The organism is Pyxidicoccus xibeiensis, assembly GCF_024198175.1.
Classification (GTDB): Bacteria; Myxococcota; Myxococcia; order Myxococcales; family Myxococcaceae; genus Myxococcus; species Myxococcus xibeiensis.
Genome location: NZ_JAJVKV010000001.1, coordinates 1433978 through 1453703, shown reverse-complemented (window position 1 = coordinate 1453703; position 19726 = coordinate 1433978). Strand labels below are relative to the sequence as shown.

The 19726-nt window shown below is 71.2% G+C and carries 17 protein-coding genes; 8 read left to right on the top strand and 9 right to left on the bottom strand.

All coding sequences use genetic code 11. The features are described from left to right. Positions 1–99 precede the first annotated feature (99 nt). The 5 genes from LXT23_RS05935 to LXT23_RS05915 all read left to right on the top strand — a co-directional run bounded on the left by LXT23_RS05935 (position 100) and on the right by LXT23_RS05915 (position 8135). Positions 100–1272: an FIST signal transduction protein gene (locus tag LXT23_RS05935; protein WP_253979084.1), complete on the top strand. Its 1173-nt coding sequence runs from the start codon at positions 100–102 to the stop codon at positions 1270–1272. Next, on the top strand, positions 1269–3533 hold the full coding sequence (locus tag LXT23_RS05930) for an ATP-binding protein (RefSeq protein WP_253979083.1): 2265 nt from the start codon (positions 1269–1271) through the stop codon (positions 3531–3533). Before LXT23_RS05935 ends, LXT23_RS05930 begins: the two co-directional genes overlap by 4 nt. Before the next feature lie 198 nt (positions 3534–3731). Beyond that, on the top strand, positions 3732–6323 hold the full coding sequence (locus LXT23_RS50050) for a PKD domain-containing protein (RefSeq protein WP_267146674.1): 2592 nt from the start codon (positions 3732–3734) through the stop codon (positions 6321–6323). A 323-nt stretch (positions 6324–6646) separates the two neighbouring features. After that, positions 6647–6925 carry a helix-turn-helix domain-containing protein gene (locus LXT23_RS05920; protein WP_253979082.1) on the top strand — a complete coding sequence of 93 codons (279 nt, stop codon included), beginning with the start codon at positions 6647–6649 and terminating at the stop codon, positions 6923–6925. Continuing rightward, on the top strand, positions 6912–8135 hold the full coding sequence (locus LXT23_RS05915) for a type II toxin-antitoxin system HipA family toxin (protein ID WP_253979081.1): 1224 nt from the start codon (positions 6912–6914) through the stop codon (positions 8133–8135). The genes LXT23_RS05920 and LXT23_RS05915 overlap by 14 nt, the downstream gene beginning before the upstream one ends. 63 nt (positions 8136–8198) lie before the next feature. Here LXT23_RS05915 and LXT23_RS05910 read toward each other — a convergent pair whose 3' ends face one another. The 5 genes from LXT23_RS05910 to LXT23_RS05890 all read right to left on the bottom strand — a co-directional run bounded on the left by LXT23_RS05910 (position 8199) and on the right by LXT23_RS05890 (position 11817). Then, positions 8199–8771 carry a hypothetical protein gene (locus LXT23_RS05910; RefSeq protein ID WP_253979080.1) on the bottom strand — a complete coding sequence of 191 codons (573 nt, stop codon included), beginning with the start codon at positions 8769–8771 and terminating at the stop codon, positions 8199–8201. Positions 8772–9454: 683 nt separating this feature from the next. Next, on the bottom strand, positions 9455–9970 hold the full coding sequence (locus LXT23_RS05905) for a helix-turn-helix domain-containing protein (RefSeq protein ID WP_253979079.1): 516 nt from the start codon (positions 9968–9970) through the stop codon (positions 9455–9457). A gap of 129 nt (positions 9971–10099) precedes the next feature. Further along, positions 10100–10636, bottom strand: a complete 537-nt coding sequence (locus LXT23_RS05900; protein WP_253979078.1) for an IS630 family transposase — start codon at positions 10634–10636, stop codon at positions 10100–10102. Positions 10637–10677: 41 nt separating this feature from the next. Beyond that, positions 10678–11127, bottom strand: a complete 450-nt coding sequence (locus LXT23_RS05895; protein ID WP_253979077.1) for a helix-turn-helix domain-containing protein — start codon at positions 11125–11127, stop codon at positions 10678–10680. A 222-nt stretch (positions 11128–11349) separates the two neighbouring features. Next, entirely contained in the window at positions 11350–11817 is a 468-nt protein-coding gene (locus tag LXT23_RS05890) for a hemerythrin domain-containing protein (protein ID WP_253979076.1), read from the bottom strand. Between the two features lie 299 nt (positions 11818–12116). Here LXT23_RS05890 and LXT23_RS05885 point away from each other — a divergent pair, with 299 nt between their 5' ends. The 3 genes from LXT23_RS05885 to LXT23_RS05875 all read left to right on the top strand — a co-directional run bounded on the left by LXT23_RS05885 (position 12117) and on the right by LXT23_RS05875 (position 15209). Then, positions 12117–12518, top strand: a complete 402-nt coding sequence (locus LXT23_RS05885) for a hypothetical protein (protein ID WP_253979075.1) — start codon at positions 12117–12119, stop codon at positions 12516–12518. Positions 12519–12685: 167 nt separating this feature from the next. Further along, positions 12686–13195, top strand: a complete 510-nt coding sequence (locus tag LXT23_RS05880) for a PTS sugar transporter subunit IIA (protein ID WP_253979074.1) — start codon at positions 12686–12688, stop codon at positions 13193–13195. A gap of 418 nt (positions 13196–13613) precedes the next feature. Beyond that, positions 13614–15209, top strand: a complete 1596-nt coding sequence (locus LXT23_RS05875; protein WP_407692875.1) for a methyl-accepting chemotaxis protein — start codon at positions 13614–13616, stop codon at positions 15207–15209. 76 nt (positions 15210–15285) lie between these two features. On the opposite strand, the gene LXT23_RS05870 is transcribed toward LXT23_RS05875, so the two are convergent. The 4 genes from LXT23_RS05870 to LXT23_RS05855 all read right to left on the bottom strand — a co-directional run bounded on the left by LXT23_RS05870 (position 15286) and on the right by LXT23_RS05855 (position 19389). Then, on the bottom strand, positions 15286–16941 hold the full coding sequence (locus tag LXT23_RS05870; protein ID WP_253979072.1) for a formate--tetrahydrofolate ligase: 1656 nt from the start codon (positions 16939–16941) through the stop codon (positions 15286–15288). 123 nt (positions 16942–17064) lie between these two features. Then, positions 17065–17934 carry a sulfite exporter TauE/SafE family protein gene (locus tag LXT23_RS05865; RefSeq protein WP_253979071.1) on the bottom strand — a complete coding sequence of 290 codons (870 nt, stop codon included), beginning with the start codon at positions 17932–17934 and terminating at the stop codon, positions 17065–17067. After that, positions 17931–18518, bottom strand: a complete 588-nt coding sequence (locus LXT23_RS05860; RefSeq protein ID WP_253979070.1) for a rhodanese-like domain-containing protein — start codon at positions 18516–18518, stop codon at positions 17931–17933. The genes LXT23_RS05865 and LXT23_RS05860 overlap by 4 nt, the downstream gene beginning before the upstream one ends. Positions 18519–18690: 172 nt before the next feature. Next, positions 18691–19389 carry an MBL fold metallo-hydrolase gene (locus tag LXT23_RS05855; RefSeq protein ID WP_253979069.1) on the bottom strand — a complete coding sequence of 233 codons (699 nt, stop codon included), beginning with the start codon at positions 19387–19389 and terminating at the stop codon, positions 18691–18693. Positions 19390–19726: the final 337 nt, after the last annotated feature.

The window sequence follows — 19726 nt, the reverse complement described above, 5'->3', positions numbered from 1 at the left end:
CGTGTGGTCCCCGAGCACCCTCACGATTGCGTGCCGCCCCGGAGGTGCGCACCTGCATGAGGAGGGGCGGTAGCGCCCCGCGACGGGGGACCCGCAGGGATGGGAGTGGCACTGCACATCGGGGTGAGCGACGCCCTGGAGCCACGCCTCGCGGCCGCGACGGCGGTGCGGCAGGCGCTGGAGGACGACGACGCAGCGCCCGTCCTCGCGCTTGCCTTTGCCACGGAGCAGTACGACCTGCCAGCCCTGGCGGGTGCGCTCGGCCATGAGCTGGGGAGCATCCCCTGGGCCGGATGCTCGGCGGCGGGCCTCATCGCGGGCGAGCAGCTGCTGTCGCAGGGCCTCGTCGTGGGCGTGTTGACGGGCGGGGTGCTGGCGGGCGTGGGCGTGGCGGGACCGGTGAGCCGCCACCCCTTCGAGTCCGGCCGCCAGGCCGTCGAGGACGCGCTCATGAGCTTCGGCGCGCCGCCTCCCGGGCACCGCCGCGCGGTCATCCTCCTGCCGGACGCCTTCAGCGCCAACGGGGACCGGGTGGTGCAGGGCGCCACCCGCGAGGCCGGCGCCGGGGTGGCCTGGGCCGGCGGAGGCGCGGGCGACAACCTCGACTTCGTGCGCACCGCGCAGTTCGCCTTCGGCCACACCTACCAGGACCACGTGGTGGCCGTGGTGCTCGAGGCCGAGCGTCCCTTCGGCGTGGGACTCCAGCACGGGTGGCAGCCCTATGGACCTCCGGTGCTCGCCACCCAGACGCGGGGCCGGGCCGTGGTGGACCTCGACTTCGCCAACGCCTTCGACGTCTACCGGAGCATCGCCGCCCTCCGGGGAGACGAGGTGGGCCGCGACGACTTCGCGCGCTTCGCCATGCTCCACCCGCTGGGCATTCCCGGCGCCGCCGGCGGCTACGCCATCCGCGACCCGCTCTCCGTGGAGGTGGATGGCGGCCTGCGCTTCCTGGCGGAGATTCCGGACGGCACCCTGCTGCGGATGATGGAGGGCGAGCCCGACGCCATCATCGCCGCCGCGGCCCTGGCGGCCACGGAGGCCCGCGAGCGCGTGGGCGGCGAGCCGGCCTTCGGGCTGGTGTTCGACTGCGTCTCGCGAGCCCGCCTGCTGGGCCCGCGCATCCAGGAGGAGCTGACCGCGATGCACACCACGCTCGGCAGGCAGGTGCCGATGATGGGGTGTCTCACCTTCGGCGAGGTGGGCTCCTTCGGAGTGTCCCTGCCCCAGTTCCACAACAAGACCGCCGTCCTGCTGTCGCTGCCCGCATGAATATCCGGCCCTCTACGCCCTCCGTTCAGTCCACCCCGGGGGCGGCCTCCAGCCCCGCCGTGGACGCCGTCGCGCTGACGAGCGTGCTGCAGGAGCTCACCCGGGCCGCGCTGGACCTCTTCAACGAGACGGGAGACCTGGACGACTTCCTCCAGCACCTGGCCACCCGGCTGGGCTGCCTCGCCGTGCTGTGGCTGGAGCTGTCTCCGCAGGGGGCGGTGCGGCTGCTCGGCTCCGCGGGGCTGTCGCGTGCGTCGCGCGAGCTGCCCCTCACCGCGGGGCCGGAGCCCCCGGCCGAGCGCTCGCAGGCGGTGGTGCACTGGGGAACGGTGGACCTGCCCTATCCCGAGCTCACAGGGGCCTCGCTGGCCGTGTGGCAGTTCCCCTTCCACCCGGCGGCCGAGGGCAGCCCCTCCTCCGAGTTCCTCCTCTTCTTCGAGTCCTCGCGGCCCATCTTCCCGCAGTACTTCGGGCTGGTGCAGCGGCTGCTGCGGGTGGCGGAGCAGGCGCTGGAGCACCGCGGCCTCGATGCGCGCCTGCGCGAGAGCGAGCACCGGCTCTCCGAGCAGAAGCTGCTGCTCGAGTGCGAGAACGAGGCGACGCTCGACGGCATCCTCATCCTCTCCAACGACGGGCGCGTCGTGAGCCACAACCGGCGCCTGCTCGAGCTGTGGGGGCTGACTCCGGACGCGCTGCGGCGCGGGGGCTCGGCCCGGACGCTGCTGCCGCTGGCCGCCCAGCACGTGCGCGAGCCGGCGCGCTTCCTGGACCTGGTGCGCAAGCTGCTGTCCACGCCGGAGGGGACCTACACGGACGAGTTCACCGTGCGGGACGGGCGCCACCTGGAGCTCTTCAGCGCCCCGCTGCTGGACGAGGACGGCCGGTTGTTCGGCCGGGGCTGGTACTTCCGCGACATCACCCAGCGCCGGCGCGCCGAGGCGGAGCGGGCGGGGCTGCTCGCCCGGGAGCAGGCGGCACGGCAGGCCGCGGAGGCCGCGCGCCTGCGCTCCTCCTTCCTGGCCGAGGCCAGCCGCCGGCTCGCGGGGCACCTGGACGCGGAGAAGGCACTGGCGCAGGCGGCGGAGCTGGCCGTCCCCTTCCTGTCCGACTGGTGCGTGGCCCTGCTGGTGGAGGACGACGCGCTCAGCGTGCGCGCCGCCGCCCACTCCGGGCCCGCGGGCTCGGAGCGGGTGCGCACCTTGAGAGGGCTGCGGGTGCCGCTCGACGTGCCGGAAGGGGCGCCGCTGGTGGCGCGCACGGGCCGCTCGGCGCGGATGCGCGGCGGAGGCACCGCCGCCCTGCCGCTGGCGCCCCTGGGCCTGCGGGAGCCCGAGCACCTGGAGCTGCTCCAGCGGCTGGGCGTCTGTGCCTGGCTGGCGGTGCCGCTGGTGGCGCGCGGCCGGACGCTGGGGGTGCTGACGCTCGTCTCCACCGGCGAGGCGCACTGCTGGAGCGCGGAGGACGTGGAGCTGGCGGAGAACCTCGCGGCGCGCGTGGCGCTCGCGGTGGACAACGCGCGCCTGTACGAGCAGGCGCAGCGGGCCATCCGCGTGCGCGACGAGTTCCTGTCGGTGGCCGCGCACGAGCTCTTCACCCCGCTGACGGCGCTGCGCCTCACCGTGCAGGGGCTGCAGCGCAGCGCGGGGGGCGTGGCCTCGCCGGGCGTGCTGGGCATCGTGGACCGGCAGACGCACAAGCTGATGCGCCTGGTGTCCGAGCTGCTCGACACCTCGCAGCTGCGGACGGGACGGCTGAGCCTCCAGCTGGAGGACGTGGACCTGGGACAGGTGGTGCGGGAGGTGGCCGAGCAGCTGGGGCCGGAGCTGGAGCGGAGCGGCACGCCGCTGAGGCTGGACGTGGCGCCCGGCGTGGTGGGGAAGTGGGACCGGCTGCGGCTCGAGCAGGTGGTGCAGAACCTCGTCTCCAACGCGGCGAAGTACGGCGAGCGCAAGCCCGTGGAGGTGCGGGTGACGGCGGACGACGGGTGGGCCCGGCTGGTGGTGGTGGACCAGGGGCTGGGCATCCCCGTGGAGGACCAGGAGCGCATCTTCTCTCCCTTCGAGCGGGCAATTTCCTCGCGCCACTTCGGAGGGCTGGGGCTGGGGCTGTACATCGTCCAGCGCATCGTCGAGCAGCTCGGGGGGAGCATCCGCCTGCGCAGCGTGCCGGGGCAGGGGTCCACCTTCGTGGTCGAGCTGCCGCGCACGTCCCATCCCGCGTCGCGCGCGCCGCTCTCCGGGGCGGCGCCGCAACTCCACTGAAGCCCCGCACAGCGCACACCGACCGGTAGCGGACGTCAGGCGCCCCCGGGCGTCGGGCAGTCGACGTGTGGCCCGGCCCGGAGGGCGTCACGCCCGGGAGCGGGCTGGCGCGTTCCCAGGGGAGGGCGGTTGCTTGGGCCGGTGGGCGCTTGCGGTATCGTCAGGCCCGCGGACCCGTCCAGCACAGAGGATGTCGACATGAAACGAGCGGACACGACACACCTGGCCCTGCTGGCGGGAGTGATGTTGCTGGCGGCGGGCTGCGGCCTGCACGAAGAGCCGCCCATCGCCCAGGAGCCCTCGGCCTCCGCGCGCGTGGTGGTGGCGCTGCCGCGCTCGCTGCCCGCGGGCTCGGTGGCGCGCGTGGTGGCGACGGCCACGCCCGCCCAGGGCGACGCGGTCACCCAGGAGCTGTCCGGCGAGGGCGCGCAGTGGCAGGGCGTGCTGCGCCGGCTGGATTCGGGGGCGGAGGCCACGGTGGGGGCGACGGCCGTGGACGCGCAGGGCGCGACGGTGGCGCGGGTGGAGGTGCCCAACGTGACGCTGGCGCGGCGCCGGCCGGGGCTGCTGGTGCTGGTGCCCCAGCCTCCGCCGGCGGGAGAGCCCGTGGGCAACGCGGCGCCCATCGTGGATGCGGTGGTGGGCTCGGACGCGGTGGTGCGGCCGGGAGCGGAGCTGGCGCTGCACGCGGTGGCGCGCGACCCCAACGCGGGCGAGGCCCTCACGTATGCCTGGCGGGCGACGGGCGGGAGCTTCAGCTTCGCGGATACGACGGTGGACAAGCCGACGTGGACGGCGCCGGTGGAGGGCGGGGCCTTCACGCTGACGCTCCAGGTGACGGACGCGCGCGGCGCGGCGGCGACGCTCGACTTCGGGGTGGACGTGCTTCACGGGAGCTCCGTGGACAGGGCCTCGTCCGCCGAGTTCAACCGCTGGCCGTCGCTGTCGGAGCTGTCGGCGCAGCCGGCGAAGGAGGTGGGCGTGGGCTCGCCGGTGGCGCTCCAGTCGGCGAGCGTGGACGAGGACGGGGATGCGCTCACCCATGCGTGGACGGCCACGTGCGAGGGGGCCTTCAGCGACGCGGCGGCGCCCCAGGCGAGCTTCACGCCGAGCGCGCTGCCCGTGGCGGCCTGTGACAACTGCCGGTTGACGCTCACGGTGACGGACGGGTTCGGTGGCCGGCGCGAGGGTACGGTGGAGCTGTGCGTGGTGCGCAGGCTGCCGCCGGTCATCGGGGCCACCTCGCAGTCCTCGCCGGGAGCCGGGGCGGCGGAGCTGGTGCGGCTGCTGGCGACGGCGGAGGACCCGCAGGGCGAGCCGCTCACCTTCACGTGGACGACGAACGTGGGGCTGCTGGGCCCGGCGGGCCGGACGGGGAACACGGGCGAGGTGGACTGGTCCGCGCTGTCCTGCCTCCCGACGGACGTGGTGCCCGAGGTTCAGCTCACGGTGACGAATGCGTCGGGGCTGAGTGACTCGCATGTGTTCACCGTGGAGTGGGGTGGGCGGCGCTGCGGCGCGCATCCGCCGTGCCTGGCGACGCTGGAGGACGCGCGGGTGACGCTGCGGGCGGACTGCACGACGGAGAGCACGATTTTCATCCCGGACGGGTACACCTTCGACGGCGCGGGGCACGTGCTCACGGCGGTGGACGCGGAAGGGGGCCACTTCCAGGGGGCGGTGCTGCGCAACAAGGGAGCGACGGCGCACGTGCGCGACGTGACGGTGTCGGCGCGAGGGCTGTCGGAGCGGGTGTGTGACGTGGGCGGGGACTCGCTGAGCGGCATCCTGCTGGACGGGGCGAGCGGCTCCATCCTCGACAGCGAGGTGGTGGACCTGCACCAGAAGGAGGGCGAGGGCGGGTGCCAGGAGGGCACGGCCATCTCGGTGCGCAACGCGGAGGACGCGGAGGCGGTGACGCAGGTGGAGGTGCGGCGCAACCGGGTGGCGGGCTACCAGAAGGTGGGCATCCTGGGCTCGGGCCGGGTGGACGTGACGGTGGAGGGCAACACGGTGGAGGGCGGCGGGCCGAAGGCGACGATTGCGCGCAATGGCATCCAGCTGAGCTACGGCGCCACGGGGCGGGTGACGGGGAACACGGTGACGGGGCACTCGTACACGGGGCCGCGCTTCACGGCCTCGGGCATCCTGGTGGCGGGTGGGCCGCTCTATGACGCGCCGCTGTGCCAGGGCGTCGTCATCCGTGACAACACGTTGGCGGACAACGACGTGGGCATCAACCTGTCTCAGGCGGAGGCGGACTACGGGCCGCCGGAGCCCACGAGGCTGGAGGTGGTGGAGAACACGCTGAGCAGCGCGGCGGTGACGAACGGCTATCCGTATCAGGCGGCCATCTCCGACCTGGGCGGGGCGAACGTCATCAGCCGCAACCGCATCAGCGGCGCGGGGTATGACCCGGCGACGCAGCCGGGCATCACGTTCGACGTGGACGTGGTGGCGGAGGAGGCGACGCGGGTGGTGTTCCTCACGCCGTCACGAGAGGTGACGGCGGGGGCGTGCTCGGGGGCGCTGGTGGTGCAGAGCCAGGATGCGCTGGGCAACCTGTCCGCGCTGGCGGCGCCCACGCTGGTGCTGGATGCGGGAGGCGCGGAGGGCGTGACGTTCTACGGTGACGCCGCGTGCACGGAGAAGCTGGCCGGCTCGGAGCTGGTACTGGAGGGAGCGCAGCGAGAGGCGGTGTTCTACTTCCAGGCCACGCAGCCGGGGGCCCTCACGGTGACTGTGACGGGCGACAGCATCAGCGCGCAGCAGGCGCAGACGGTGCGGTAGGCGTACGTCTTGGGGGGCAGGCGGGCGTGGGCGTACCTTCCCCGGCACAGGCTGTGGACTCAACCGGCTTTGTCCCAGAATCCTCGCGAGCGCATGGAAAACGGGCCAAAAGGAGGGCCCAGGGCTCGAAATGAGCCCAAATCCATGCGAGCGCGTGGAGACTGAGACTCATGTCCTCCTGTGCTGTGGACTGATGCCAAAATCCATCTGATTGGATGGATTCGGCGCCCAGGAAATGGCCAGCCGCCTTCCTCAGCGCTAGATTCCATTCGAACGGATGGATTTTGCTTCCTGTATGGGAGGCGCGCAGAGGGCCGTAGCCCATGTCATTGAATGGACCTGGCGATGCGAGTGGCTGGCTGCAGGCGCTCGCGCAGGCGGTGCGCACCCAGCGCAAGCGGCTGGGGCTGACCCAGCATGACGTGAGCGCCCTGGCCGGTTGTGGCCCCGTTTTCATCTACGACGTGGAGAGCGGTCGCAAGCCGACCCTGCGGCTCGACAAGCTCCTCGATGTCCTCAACGTCCTCGGGCTGCAACTGGCGCTCGAGAGCGGCCAGCAGCGCTTTCGCGTGAGTGAGAAGCTGCGTGATGCGGCCTACTGACGTCCAGGTCGCCGACGTGTGGCGGGAGACGAAGCGCGTCGGCTCCATCACACGCACTCCGCGCGGCTCGGTCTTCGAATACGACGAGAGCTTCTTCGCGCAGCACTCGCGGCAGGAAGGGGGCCTGGCGGTCCACCTTCCCTACGTTCAGCGGCGGGTCGAGACGTGGGGAACGAATCTCCATACGTACTTCGCGGGCCTGTTGCCCGAGGGGCTCCGGCTGCGCGTGCTGGTCCAGCGGGTGAAGACCTCGGAGGACGACCTGCTCAGCCTGCTCATCGCCGCCGGCACCGACACCATCGGAGACCTCTCCGTCGTCCCGCATGGAGAACAACCCCCGGCGCTCAGTCCGCACGCGGAACGCTGGAAGCCGGATGCGGTCCTCTTCAAGGAATTGTTCGAGCAGAGCCTCTCCCGGATGGGAGAGGGAGCCGACGAGCCCGTCATCCCAGGCGTGCAGGAGAAGGTCTCGGCATCGATCATCTCGTTCCCCCTGCTGCCGTCCGGGCGGCACGCGTACATCCTCAAGCTGAATCCCGACGACAAACCCCAGCTCGTCCAGAACGAGCACTTCTTCATGCGGATGGCCAAGGCGTGTGGCTTGAAGGTCGCCACCACCCAGCTCATCCATGACCGGGAGAAGAACCCCGGGTTGCTGGTGAAGCGCTTCGACCGCGTCTGGCTGAAGGAGGAGAAGCGGTTCCGGCGGCTCCACCAGGAGGACGCCTGCCAGTTCCTGAACATGTACCCCGCGGACAAGTACCGCATCCCCTGCTCGGACATCGCGGAGGGGATTCGCGAGACGTGCGCGGCGCCCATCCCCGAGATGGCTCGCTTCCTCCTGCTGCTCGCCTTCAGCTACCTCATTGGCAACGGGGACCTGCATGCGAAAAACGTGAGCATCCTCGCGGACGGCCCGGCGGGAGGATTCCGGCTGTCGCCTGCGTACGACGTGCTCACCACGCTGCCCTATGGCGACCGGCACATGTCCCTTCAGTTCGAAGGGAGGAACGACAACCTCAAGCGGGCCCACTTCGTCGCCTTCGGGAAGCGCTACGGCGTGAATGAGGGGGCTGTCATCAAGCTGCTCGACAAGCTCTGCGACGTCGCGGAGTCCTGGATGGAGCGACTGGAGGAGGCTGGATTCGACGAGCGCAAGACGCGCCTGCTGCGAGACACGATGAAGAAGCGCCTGGACGAGCTTCGCTGAAGGAGTCGAGGCCCGGCTCGCGTTGTTGGAGCTGAGGCCTTGGCGTCCCATCGCCCGGTTCCATCACGGCACGCTCTCGGGACTGCTGGTGAACAGGGCGTGCATGAGCAGCGTCTCCGGTGGTTCCTTGAACTCCACGAAGAGCGGCACTCGTGCTTGTGCCAGCTCGCGTGGAAGCGCGGTGACTCCGAACATGGTTTCGAGTCGCCGGGCGATGACAGCCGCAGCATGAGCTGTTTCGGAGGGCTGCGGCCCGAGGAGGGCCTTCTGGCCGATGCGCTCTGCCCCTCGGTATTCGAGCTGCACTCCGTGCACGGTGTAGACCGGCGCCAGGATGCTGAGGCACCCGACGGCCGCCCATCGGAGCCGTGCGGGCGGTATGCTCCCAGGCGGGTAGGCGACGCAGCGAAAGCAGGCGTCCCGCGTCGCGGTGGCATCGCCCACGGTGAATCCAGGCAGGGCGCTCTCCAGGTCCCTCAAGAAGGACCACCAGCGGTCGATTCTTCCAAGCTCCTGCTCCCAGAGGCGCTGGAGCTGCCCGACCTCAGGACTGACTTCCTGCTTCAGGTATGCGTCCTGTGTGGAAGGCCAGTAGTTCCTTGCGATGGCCAGCAGGTCTTCAAGTGAGCTCGGCATGCGTCAGGGACCTGCCTGGACGGGTTGGGCTCTCGCGTGGCAGACCCTCGTGGCGTGCGCACCGCCCAGGGCACGGTTGAGGATGCTCTCGTAGGTGCTCTTGAAGGTCTCGCAGGCAAAGCCCAGCGGAGTGGCGGGCGTGACCGAGCGAAACGCTATATGGGCCGCCTGATTGGCACAGTCAGCGGAAACACGCTGGGCCAAGGGGATGGAGATAGGGCCGTCCACATTCTCGAGGGGCATCTCGACTCCGAATTTGCACACGAACGAGTCTCCTGTATCCCGTCTGAGAAACGCGTGGATACATACTGCCCGCCATCCTCCCGGGCCGGCTCCTCGTTTGGGAACGATCGTTACGAACTGGAAGTGCGTAGGCTGAAGGCTCCCCTCGACGAGGGTTGTCGCTGTGCCTGTCGCACAGCCGAACAGCAGGGGTAGCGACACGCTGAGTGCGCGCAGGGAGCAGAGGCGTCGAGACACGCGCTTCAACTCCGGCATGGGCCCTCCAAGCGAAGACCCTCAGAGTGTCCCACGCAGCCACTCCTCCACCCGGCCACGTCCACATCCGCCCGTCAGCCATCCAACTCTGGAGTGGACCGCCGCCCCTTCTCCGCGAGGTGCCGTACGCCCCCTGTTCCGCTTCGCCGAAGAGGCCCTCCGCCCCCGCGGGCGGCACGCCGGTGTCACCAGGGTGAGCTGCTGCTCTCCGTGTCAGGAGCGAGGCCTTCCTGCTGTGCCTCGCGCACCACCGCGTCGATTCGCGCGCGGCGCTCCTGGTTCCGCCTGGAGCGGTACTCGAGCACGTCCTGCGTGTACAGGCGCCGGTGGGTGCCGGTGCGGTGGAAGGCAATCCGTCCCTCGTCCAGCAGCTGCACCAGGTACTGGCGCGAGACGTTGAGCAGGTTGGCGGCCTGCTGCGTCGTCAGCTCCTTCTGCACCGGGACGACGGAGACGGCGTCCCCCGCCGCGAGGATGCCCACCAGCTGCTGGAGCAGCGTCAGCACGTCCCGGGGAATGGGCAGCGCCTCATGGTTGGGGCCGAGGATGGTGAACCGCGGCGGAGCGCCCCGGCCCTGAATCGTCCCGGAGAGCAGCTTCGCCAGCTGCTGCACCTGTCCCAGCGTCACGTCCGTGGCTGCGATGGGCTCCAGCGCATGCGCAAGCATGGCGGAAGCAGCGTCGGAATCGGACGAGCTCATGGGTGCTCCGGCGGTGGGGCCCCAGCCCCGGTGTGGATTCACGAGATGACGGGGGATTCATGTACCCGCCGGACTCATTCGACGCAAGTGCAGGTGTATCGCGGTTTCCAACTACTTGTTCTGGCCGCGCTAAGTAGGCCGCCAGAAGTTCTCTAACAAATCGCGCAGCCAGAAGCCCTCGGCGAGGCAGCCTGCCTTGCGGAGGGCTTCTCGGGGCGACAGGCCCAGCACCCACCGGATGGCGGCGTCGACGTGCTGCTCCACCGTCGGGTACTGCCGGTTGGCGGACACGCGCTGCTTGAGCGGACGCCACAGGTGGTCCATGCAGTTGAGTTCCGAGCGCTGCTTGGGCAGCAGCACCAGATGGATACCGAGACGAGCGGCGAGCCGTTGAGACTTCTGGGCGGTGTGACAGCTGGCCCTGTCGAGCACCAGCAGCAGCGGACGGCCGGGGTAGGCAGCACGCAGTGCACGCAGGAAGGCCATGAAGTCCTCTTGCCTGCCGCGCCGGGTCGCCATGACGACACGCTTGCCGGTACGCGGATTGATGGCGCCCCACAGCGTGCGCTTGGCATTCTCTCCTGAAATCGGCACCAGCGCCTGCTCGCCCACCGGAGCCCACACCGCACGCAGCAGTGGAAACCAGCGCAGCACGGTGCTGTCCATGACGAGCAGTACCGCGCGGGGCCATCGGCGCTTGAGCCTCTTCAGACGGCGAACAAGGCCCCTTTTTTCTGCCCCAGGTGAGGCGCCGCCGTCGCGTACACGTACCGCGGTCGCTTCCAGGCCAGCCCCGCCTCATGCAGCCGTCGGCGCAGCGTGCGGGGTGACAGCTCGAACCCCTGGTGCTGGAGGTGGGTGCACAGCAGCGGCACCGTCCAGCCATGACTCGCCCAGCCCGCCTTCTCTGGGCTGGCGCGTACCACCTTACGCAGGTGCTTGCAGGTCAGACGCGGGGCGGCTCTGGGCCGGCCCGAGCGGGGTGCATCCACCAGGGCTGACGGGGTGCGCTCTGTCAGGTAGCGCTCCAGCCAGAAGTAGACGGCCGGCCGACTCAAGGTCGCCAGGTGCGCGGCCTCGCCCGGACCCTTGCCCTCGGCGATGAGTTTGATGGCCAGAAGGCGACGGAAGTGGCGGGCATCGCGTGCCTGCCGCAACGCTCGCTCCAGCTTCCGCCTGTCGTATCCTGTCAGCCCCAGCTCGGCTGGGCTCCTTGCCGGTCGCATACTCCTGAACCTGTGCATGCGGCCGGAATTTGTCTCGGAACTTCTGGCGGCCTACTTAGAACTTTCCCGGCATTCCATTCGACGTAAGTGCAACCCGAGGGGTACCCCGTGCCCGAGGGGTGCCCGGGACGGGCGTGTCCGCGTGCGAAGGCGTCAGATGTTGGCCTGGGACTCCAGCTTGCTCATCTCGTCCTTGCGGACCTGCGAGGCGGTGCGGACGATGTCGTTGCACGACATGCCAATCTCCTGCTCGGTGACCTTCTGCCCGAGCTGCGGGAGCACGTCGCGCTCCTCCTCCAGCACGTGGTCCGTCACCACCTTCTCCAGCGCGCTCACCGTCGCCATCATCCCGCCCACGTCGTTGCGCGAGCGCAGCAGGTCTCCGAGCAGCCGCTTCATCTCGTTGTGCTCGTCCTGCGCCTCCGAAATCGTGTCCTCGCCCACCACGCGGCGCGCGACGGGGTAGATCCACCGCTCCTCGATGGTGGCGTGCAGCGTGAGTGCCTCCGCGAGCTGGATGCACAGCTCCTGCTTGCTCGCGTCATCGGTCGCGTTCCGGAAGGCCTCGAACAGCGCGGAGACTTCCCGGTGCTGCTGAATCAACAGGTCAATCACATCCACGTCGGCACTCCTGGTGTCGGGTCCTGTGCAACGGTCCTCACGACCGCCGGGTGCCGCAATCACCCTCACGGGCGCGAAGGGCCTCGCACGCCTCCCACCCGGGAGGCATGAGGGCTTGCGCCGCTCCGTCCGCTCACGCCTGGCGGAACCTCCGAGCCCGCGACCTGGAGACCGGGCAGGCCCGTGCCCTTCTCGGCTGCTCGCGCGGGGGCGCGGCTCGCTGCCGGCGGTGCGGGTTCTGCACAGGCCCGGAAGGTGGCGCTGGCTTTGGACCCCGGATTGGGCTGGAACAGGGGGGTATGCGCTTGCAAGGGATGATGGCCGGGGGGACGCCGCCCGGAGACGGTGGCGACGACAACATCTTCACCCGGGACCTCGAGCCGCCCGGCAACGAGAAGCGGGTCCGCCAGGTGGTGGTGCTGGGCGTGCTCGTCCTCATCCTGGGCACCGTCTGGCTGTACCTCCAGGGCGGAGAGAACCGGGCGCTGAAGGCCATGGCCCCGGCGCAGCGCGCGGCCCTGTTCCAGGAGACGCGGGACGACTTCCGGCAGGGGTGCGTGACGGATGCGGGCGTGCTCAACCCCCGCTTCGCCAAGCGGTGCCGGCGGCAGGCCGACTTCCTCACCCGCTTCGAGGAATGCGACGAGGCCTGCCGGCGGGAAATCGCCCCCGCGCTGCCGGCCCCGGCCCCGGCCCCATAGCCCCGGCCCCCGGGTGTCGCGCCTCGCGGGGGACTCGGCCGGAGTGTCCTTGTCGGAACACGCCGCGGGGCCCTTCGCTCAGCGGGGCAGATGCGGATCCACGAGACACGACCTAGCTCTCCGTCGCGAGTGTGGGCGGCGGCGGTGGGTCGCCCGGTGGAGGGGTGATGTTGAGGTGGACGGACTATCTCGAGGTGGACTCCATCCGCCTGTCGCTGCAGGCGACGGACCGGGACGGGGTGTTGAAGGAGCTGGCCGGGCTGATGGCGGCGCGGGCCCGCGTGCCGGAGCGGGAGCTGGCGTCGGCGCTGGTGGCTCGCGAGCGGCTGGGCAGCACCGCCATGCCGGGAGGCGTGGCCGTTCCCCACTGCCGGCTGGCGCGCGTGCCTCGCATCGTCACCTGCGTGGGCATCCACCCCGGCGGCCTGCACTTCGGCGACCCCGAGGATGCCCCCGTGCACATCTTCGTCGGCCTGGTCTCACCGCCCGACACGGCGGGCCTGCACCTCAACGTGCTCGCGCGCATCTCCAGCCTGCTGCGGGAGCCCTCCCTGCGCACGGCGCTCCTCCGCGCCCCATCGGCCCTGGAGGCCCACGCACTGCTGGTCCGTACCGAGTACTCGCTTCGTCTGGAGCGCCGGGACCTCCACCTCACCGAGAGCGTCCGGAGCTTCTGATCCAGGACGGCGGCTCACCTGCCCGTCACTCGAGCCTCCGTCCGCCCGCCCGCTCACGACAGCGGTCCACCTCACTCTGGGTGCACGCGAGCGCCTCGTCCGGGGCGCCCGCTGTCGCGCCCATGGTGGGGTCGGTTCCCACCCATGACCCTCCAGCTTATCGAAGCGGCTGGGGTGGATAGGAGGTGTGGGGCTTCGCGGAGAACCACTTAGTTCGCTATCCTACGCGCCGCGGCGGATCAGCGGTCCGTCCGGGCGCGAGGGGCTCTCGTCAGAGCCTCCAGAAGGAAGGCGACATGTGTTGGCGCAGCAGGCCCTCTCCGGGGCCATGCTTCATCCGCAGGGCTCCTGCCGCGTCGAGCGGCGAGGGCCCTCGGGGCTCGGGGACCGCTCACGGTAGGGAAGGTGCCCGGTGCGTCTGAAGCTGAAGCTGAAGCAGAAGATGATGCTGTTGCCGGCGGTCGTCGCCGTGTTCCTCGTGGCCATCCTCGCGGCGTTCGTGTCGATGGGGCTGCTCGCGGGCGGCGTCTACGAGCGCATCAGCACCGAGCAGGTGCCCGCCATCGAGCTGAGCCGCGAGCTGCTGCACCGCTACCCGGGGCTGCACCGCAGCGTGCGGCTCGCGGTGGCGGGCAGGGCGGAGGGCGGGCTGGAGCCGCTGCGCGCGGAGGTGAAGGAGCTGGAGGCGAGGCTCGACGCCGCGCGCGCCGTGCCGGCCGCGAAGGTGGAGCGGGTGGACGCGCTCAAGGCCTCGCTGGCCACGTACTGGGCGGAGGCCGAGCAGGTCCACGCGCAGGCGGTGAGGGGAGACGGGCGGACGGAGGCGTCGCTCGCGAAGCTGGAGGACACGTCCGTGGCGCTGCGCACCGCGCTCCAGCAGGCGGTGGCCGAGGACGCGCAGGCCATCGACGGCTCCTATGTGAAGGTGAAGTGGGTCCACGGCACCATGCAGGTGATGGTCTTCGTGCTGGTGGTGGCGGGCATTGCCCTGACGGTGTTCCTGGCGCTCTGGCTGCACCGCCAGGTGACGGTGCCGCTGGGGAAGCTGACCTCGGTGGCCACGCGCATCGCCCAGGAGGGCGACCTGACGCAGCCCATCGACGTCACCTCGCAGGACGAGGTGGGGGAGCTGGCGCGCTCCTTCCAGGTGATGGTGCAGCGGCTGCGCGACGTGCCGAACACCATCTCCGCGGTGGTGACGGACCTGTCGTCGGCGGCGGACCGGCTGACGCAGGCCAGCCAGGAGCAGATCAACTTCCTCACCAACCAGTCCCGCAGCCTCACCGAGGCGAGCACGACCATCGCCGAAATCGCGCAGACGTCCAGCATGGCGGCCAGCCGCGCGGAGATGGTGCTCAAGGTCGCCGCGCAGGCGGACGCCTTCAGCGTGTCGGGCCAGGAGTCGATTGAGAAGAGCGCGGAGGGGCTGCAGCAGATTCGCCAGCGGGTGGGCGCGCTGGTGGGCAGCATCGCGCACCTGAGCGACCAGGCCGTGCACGCCGGTGAAATCATCAGCAGCGTGAAGGACCTGGCGGACCAGTCCAACGTGCTGGCGCTGAACGCGGCGATTGAAGCCGCGCGCGCGGGCGAAGAGGGCCGGGGCTTCGCGGTGGTGGCGCGGGAGATGCGCTCGCTCAGCGGTCAATCGCTGCAGAGCACGCAGCGCATCGGGAAGATTCTCCTGGAGATCAACCAGGCCATCCGCCAGACGGTCTCCATCGCCGAGGGCGACAGCCAGAAGATGGAGGAGGGCATCGAGCAGGTGCTCGCCTCCGCGAACACGCTGAAGGAAATCACCACGGTGGTGCAGGAGAGCAGCCAGGCCGCGCGGCAGATTACGGCCTCCGTCACCCAGCAGAACGCGGGCATCGCGCAGATGACCGAGGTGATGACGCAGCTGTCCTCGATGATGGCGGACGTCGTCACCGCCACCATGTCCGCCGAGGAGGCGGTGACGCAGATCAACGCGTCGCTCGGTCAGCTCAAGGAGCTGTCCACCGGCTTCCGCGTCTGAGCCGTCGTCGGGGCGCCGCCGCTCGCGGAGGGCGCCCCGGCCTGTTGGGGAGTCACGGCGTCGGTGGCGTGTCGCGTCACTCGCCCTGCATCAGCCCGGTGATGCGGCCGTCGTCGTGGACGGTGATGCGACGGGCCGCGGGCTCGCGGGGCAGGCCGGGCATGGTGAGGATGTCGCCGGTGAGCGCCACCATGAAGCCCGCGCCGGCGGACAGCCGCACCTCGCGCACGGTGAGCGTGAAGCCGCGAGGCCGTCCCACCTTCGTCGGGTCGTCGGACAGCGACAGGTGCGTCTTCGCCATGCACACCGGCAGCTCCGCGCCGCCCAGCTCGCGCACCGTCTGCAGGTCCTTCATGGCCCCCGCCGTGAAGACCACGTCGTCCGCGCCGTACACGGTGCGGGCAATCGCGCGGACCTTCTCCTCGGGCGGCTGGGACAGCTCGTAGAGGAAGCGCGGGCGGGGCGGCGCGGCGTCCGTGCGATTCAGCATCTCCAGCACGCGGTCGGCCAGCTCCAGCGAGCCGTCTCCACCTCGCGCGAAGCCCTCGCACACGGCCAGCTCCACACCCCGGGCCCGGCCGAAGGCGCGCAGCTCCTCCAGCTCCGCCTCCGTGTCCTGCGGGAAGCGGTTGACGCACATGACGGCGGGCAGGCCGAACGCGGCCACCGTCTCCAGGTGCTTCTCCAGGTGCTCGAAGCCACGCACGAGCGCGTCGCGGTCCGGCTCGGCCACCTTCGCGGCCGCCGCGCCGCCATGGTGCTTCAGCGCGCGCAGCGTCACCACCAGCACCACGCCCCGGGGCCACACGCCCGCGTTGCGGCACTTGATGTCGAGGAACTTCTCCGCGCCCAGGTCGAAGCCGAAGCCGGCCTCCGTCACCACCTCGTCCGCGTGGGCCAGCCCCAGCCGCGTGCCGAGCACCGAGCTGCACCCGTGCGCGATGTTGCCGAAGGGCCCCGCGTGGACGATGGCCGGGCCGCCCTCGCGCGTCTGCACGAGGTTGGGCATCAGCGCGTCCTTGAGCAGCGCCACCATGGCCGCCGCCGCGTCCACGTCCCGGGCGCGCACGGGCTTCCCGTCCGGCGAGTGGCCCACGACGATGCGCCCCAGCCGCGCCTCCAAATCCTTGAGCCCGTCGGCCAGGGCGAGGATGGCCATCACCTCGCTGGCGGCGGTGATGTCGAAGGCGCCCTCGCGCGGCACGCCGTGCGCCTTGCCGCCGAGGCCGACGATGACGTTGCGCAGGAACCGGTCGTTCATGTCCATGGCGCGCCGCCAGCGCACGCGCGTGGAGTCGATGGCCACCGGCTGGCCGTAGTACACGGCGTTGTCCACCAGCGCGGCGAGCAGGTTGTTGGCGCTGGTAATCGCGTGCAGGTCGCCGGTGAAGTGCAGGTTGATGTCGGCCGCGGGCTCCAGGCTGGCCTGCCCGCCGCCGGTGCCTCCGCCCTTCACGCCGAAGACGGGGCCCAGCGACGGCTCACGCAGGGCGGCCACCGCGCGGCGCCCGCGCTTGCGCAGGCCCATGGCCAGGGCCACGGACATGGTCGTCTTCCCCTCACCCGGAGGCGTGGGGTTGATGGCGGACACCAGCACCAGGCGGCCCTGCTTCCCGCCGTGCGACTTCAGCGCGTCCAGCGACACCTTGGCGCGGTGGGTTCCCCAGGGCAGCACGTGCTCGGGCGACAGGCCCAGCTCGGCGCCCACTTCGGCGATGGCTCTCAGCGTCATGCCGGGACTCTCGGCGCGGCGGAGACACGGGTCAACGACGGAGGCGGTGGTTGTTGCCGCGTGGATGGGATTCCAGGGGACGTGAGAAAAGCCAGTGGCTCGTCACGTGTCGACAGGCCGTGGCTAGCGGTGCCGGGCCCCGCGCAGGCGCCAGAGCGTCAGCGGCAGGCCCACACCCGTCATCGCCACCGCCCATGGCCAGGCTCCCGCCTGTTCCAGCATGGCGTGCAGCGGCGCCGGTGCCTGCGCCACCAGCAGGACGGCCGCGGTGGCGAGCACGAACACGGCGAAGCTCCGGCGCAGCGTGGCCGGTGACACGTGCTCCGCGAGCCGCCCGCCCACGAGGCTGCCCGTCATCGCCACCACCAGCACCGCGCCCGTGAGCTCCCAGGGCAGCTGGACGTGGCCCAGGTGGCCCAGGAAGCCCGCGGCACACTGGAGCGCGATGACCACCAGCGACGTGGCGGAGGCCACCGGCGTGGGCAGGCCCACCAGCGCCAGCGCGGGGACGATGAGGAAGCCGCCCCCCGCTCCCACGAGCCCCGACAGCAGCCCCACCACCAGGCCCTGCACCAGCACCCGGGCCACCGGGAGCGCCTCGGGAGCGGGTGCGGTCGCGGAAGCAGGGGGCGCCTCCTTGCGCCGGAGCATGGCCACGGCGGCGGCCGACATGACGCCCGCGAAGAGCAGCAGCAGGACGGTGGACGGAATGAGCGGGTTGAGCCGCCCGCCGAGAAACGCGCCGGCCATGCCACCGCCACCGAAGATGAGCGCGGTGCGCCAGCGCACCCGCCCCGCCCGCGCGTGGACGACGGCGCCGCTGGCGCTGGTGACGCCCACCACCACCAGGGACATGGCGATGGCCGTCCGTGGCTCCACACCCATCACGTACACCAGCAGCGGCACGGTGAGGATGGAGCCGCCACCCCCGAGCATCCCCAGCAGCACGCCCACCAGCAGCGAGGCGGCGAGGCCCATGTAGAGCGTGGTCATCGGGCCTCCGTCCGCGCGATGGAGAGCAAATCCCGGCAGTCCCGCAGCAGGCGCTCGAAGCCCGAGAGGTCCCGGACCGCCGGAGGCGGCGCGGCCTGCAGCGCGTCCAGCAGGGCCGTCAGCGCCTCGCGTGAGGGCGCTGAGGATGCGGGCTCCGCCGCGACGGCGCGATGGAGGCTCGCGAGCAGGTTGTCGAGGACCTGGCCCAGGGTGGGCACGGCGAGCAGGGGCGGACGCACCACGGGCAGCCCCGCGGTGTTCCACGCGAGCATCCCGCCGCACAGGTTCATCACCCGCGTGAAGCCCAGCTCCGCCAGCTGCACGGCCGCCTTCGCCGAGCGCGCCCCGGAGCGGCACACCAGGAGCACGTCCGCGTCTCGCGGCCAGCCCGTGGCCACGTTCCGCACGACGGCCAGCGGTACCAGCTGCGCGCCCTCGAGGTGGCCGAGGAGGCCGTCGAACTCGGCGGGCTCGCGCACGTCCACCAGGGAGAGGGGCGCCAGGGGGAGCGCCGCCAGCTGACGCACGTCCACCTCGCGGTAGCCGCTGGCGTGTGGGGTGGAGACGTCGAAGAGGCTGCTCATGGTGATTCTTCTCTCGTCCCGCGTCCTCCAGTCGGAGGGCGGGCATGCTGGCGATGGGGCTTCACGGGCCCCCCTGGGTGGGACCGGGGCGGGGCGCTCGGGATTCAAGGCCCTCGTGTGTTGCCGCCCCCTCTGGATGGGGTCGGGCAGCCCGGGTTCGTGAAGCGTGGGGTCAGGTCTGGAGCAGGGGCTTGCCGAGGCCGCAGGCCCGGTTGGCGGGCACCGCCACGTCCAGCTTCTTCGGCGGCGGGAGCTGGCGGCCCTTCATGAAGGCGATGAAGGACTCCCGCGTCCTCCTGGCCAGGCGCGGGTTGTGGCGCTTCTCCTCGCCGATGGTGGACATGGCGTGTCCGGCGTAGTCGTGGCCCGGGTACACCGCGGTCTCTTCCGGCAGCGTGAAGAGGTGGCGGGTGATGGAGTCGTGGAGCTGGCCCGCGTCTCCGTTCTGGAAGTCGGTGCGGCCGGTGCCTCGGATGAGCAGCGCGTCACCGGTGAAGAGCCGGCCCTCGCACAGGTAGCTGAGGCTGTCGTCGGTGTGGCCCGGCGTCTCCAATACGTGGAGCTCCAGGCCGCCCAGGCGCACGACGTCGCCATGGCCCACCTTCCGGCTCACGCATGGCGCGCCCCGCGCGGAAGCCACCACCGTGGCGCCCGTCCGCTCGCGCAGCACGCCCGCGCCGGTGACGTGGTCGGCGTGGACGTGCGTCTCCAGCACCCGCGTCAGCTTCAGGCCCAGCTCCTCCACGAGCCGCAGGTCGCGCTCCACCTGCTCCAGCACCGGGTCGATGAGCGCCGCCTCACGTGTGGCCTCGTCCGCGAGGAGATACGTATAGGTCGAGGTCTCGGCGTCGAAGAGCTGTCGGAACAGCATGGTCCACCTCATGCGAAGGGCGTTGCGTGCTCACGCACTGCCATCGCCGTGCCAGTCGTCGAGGCAGGCGCCGGTTTCGGTCGCGAGGGCCCCCTTCCATCCTGGGCCGCACACCCGCTCCGCCCAGAGGGAGGGGCGGCCGGCCGCGGACGCCGGGCCACGAGGACGGAAGGGCTGCTCCGGCGGGTTGCCTCCGTGCCGGGGCATGTCACGACGCGCAACAGGTGAAACGCCGGGGTGAAACAGTGAGGCCGTTCCGCGGCAACCGGTGTGGCCGGAGTTGCCCTGCGGCGGAGACACCTGTGGCGGAGGCTCCACAGGGGCCGTGGCCGCGGGA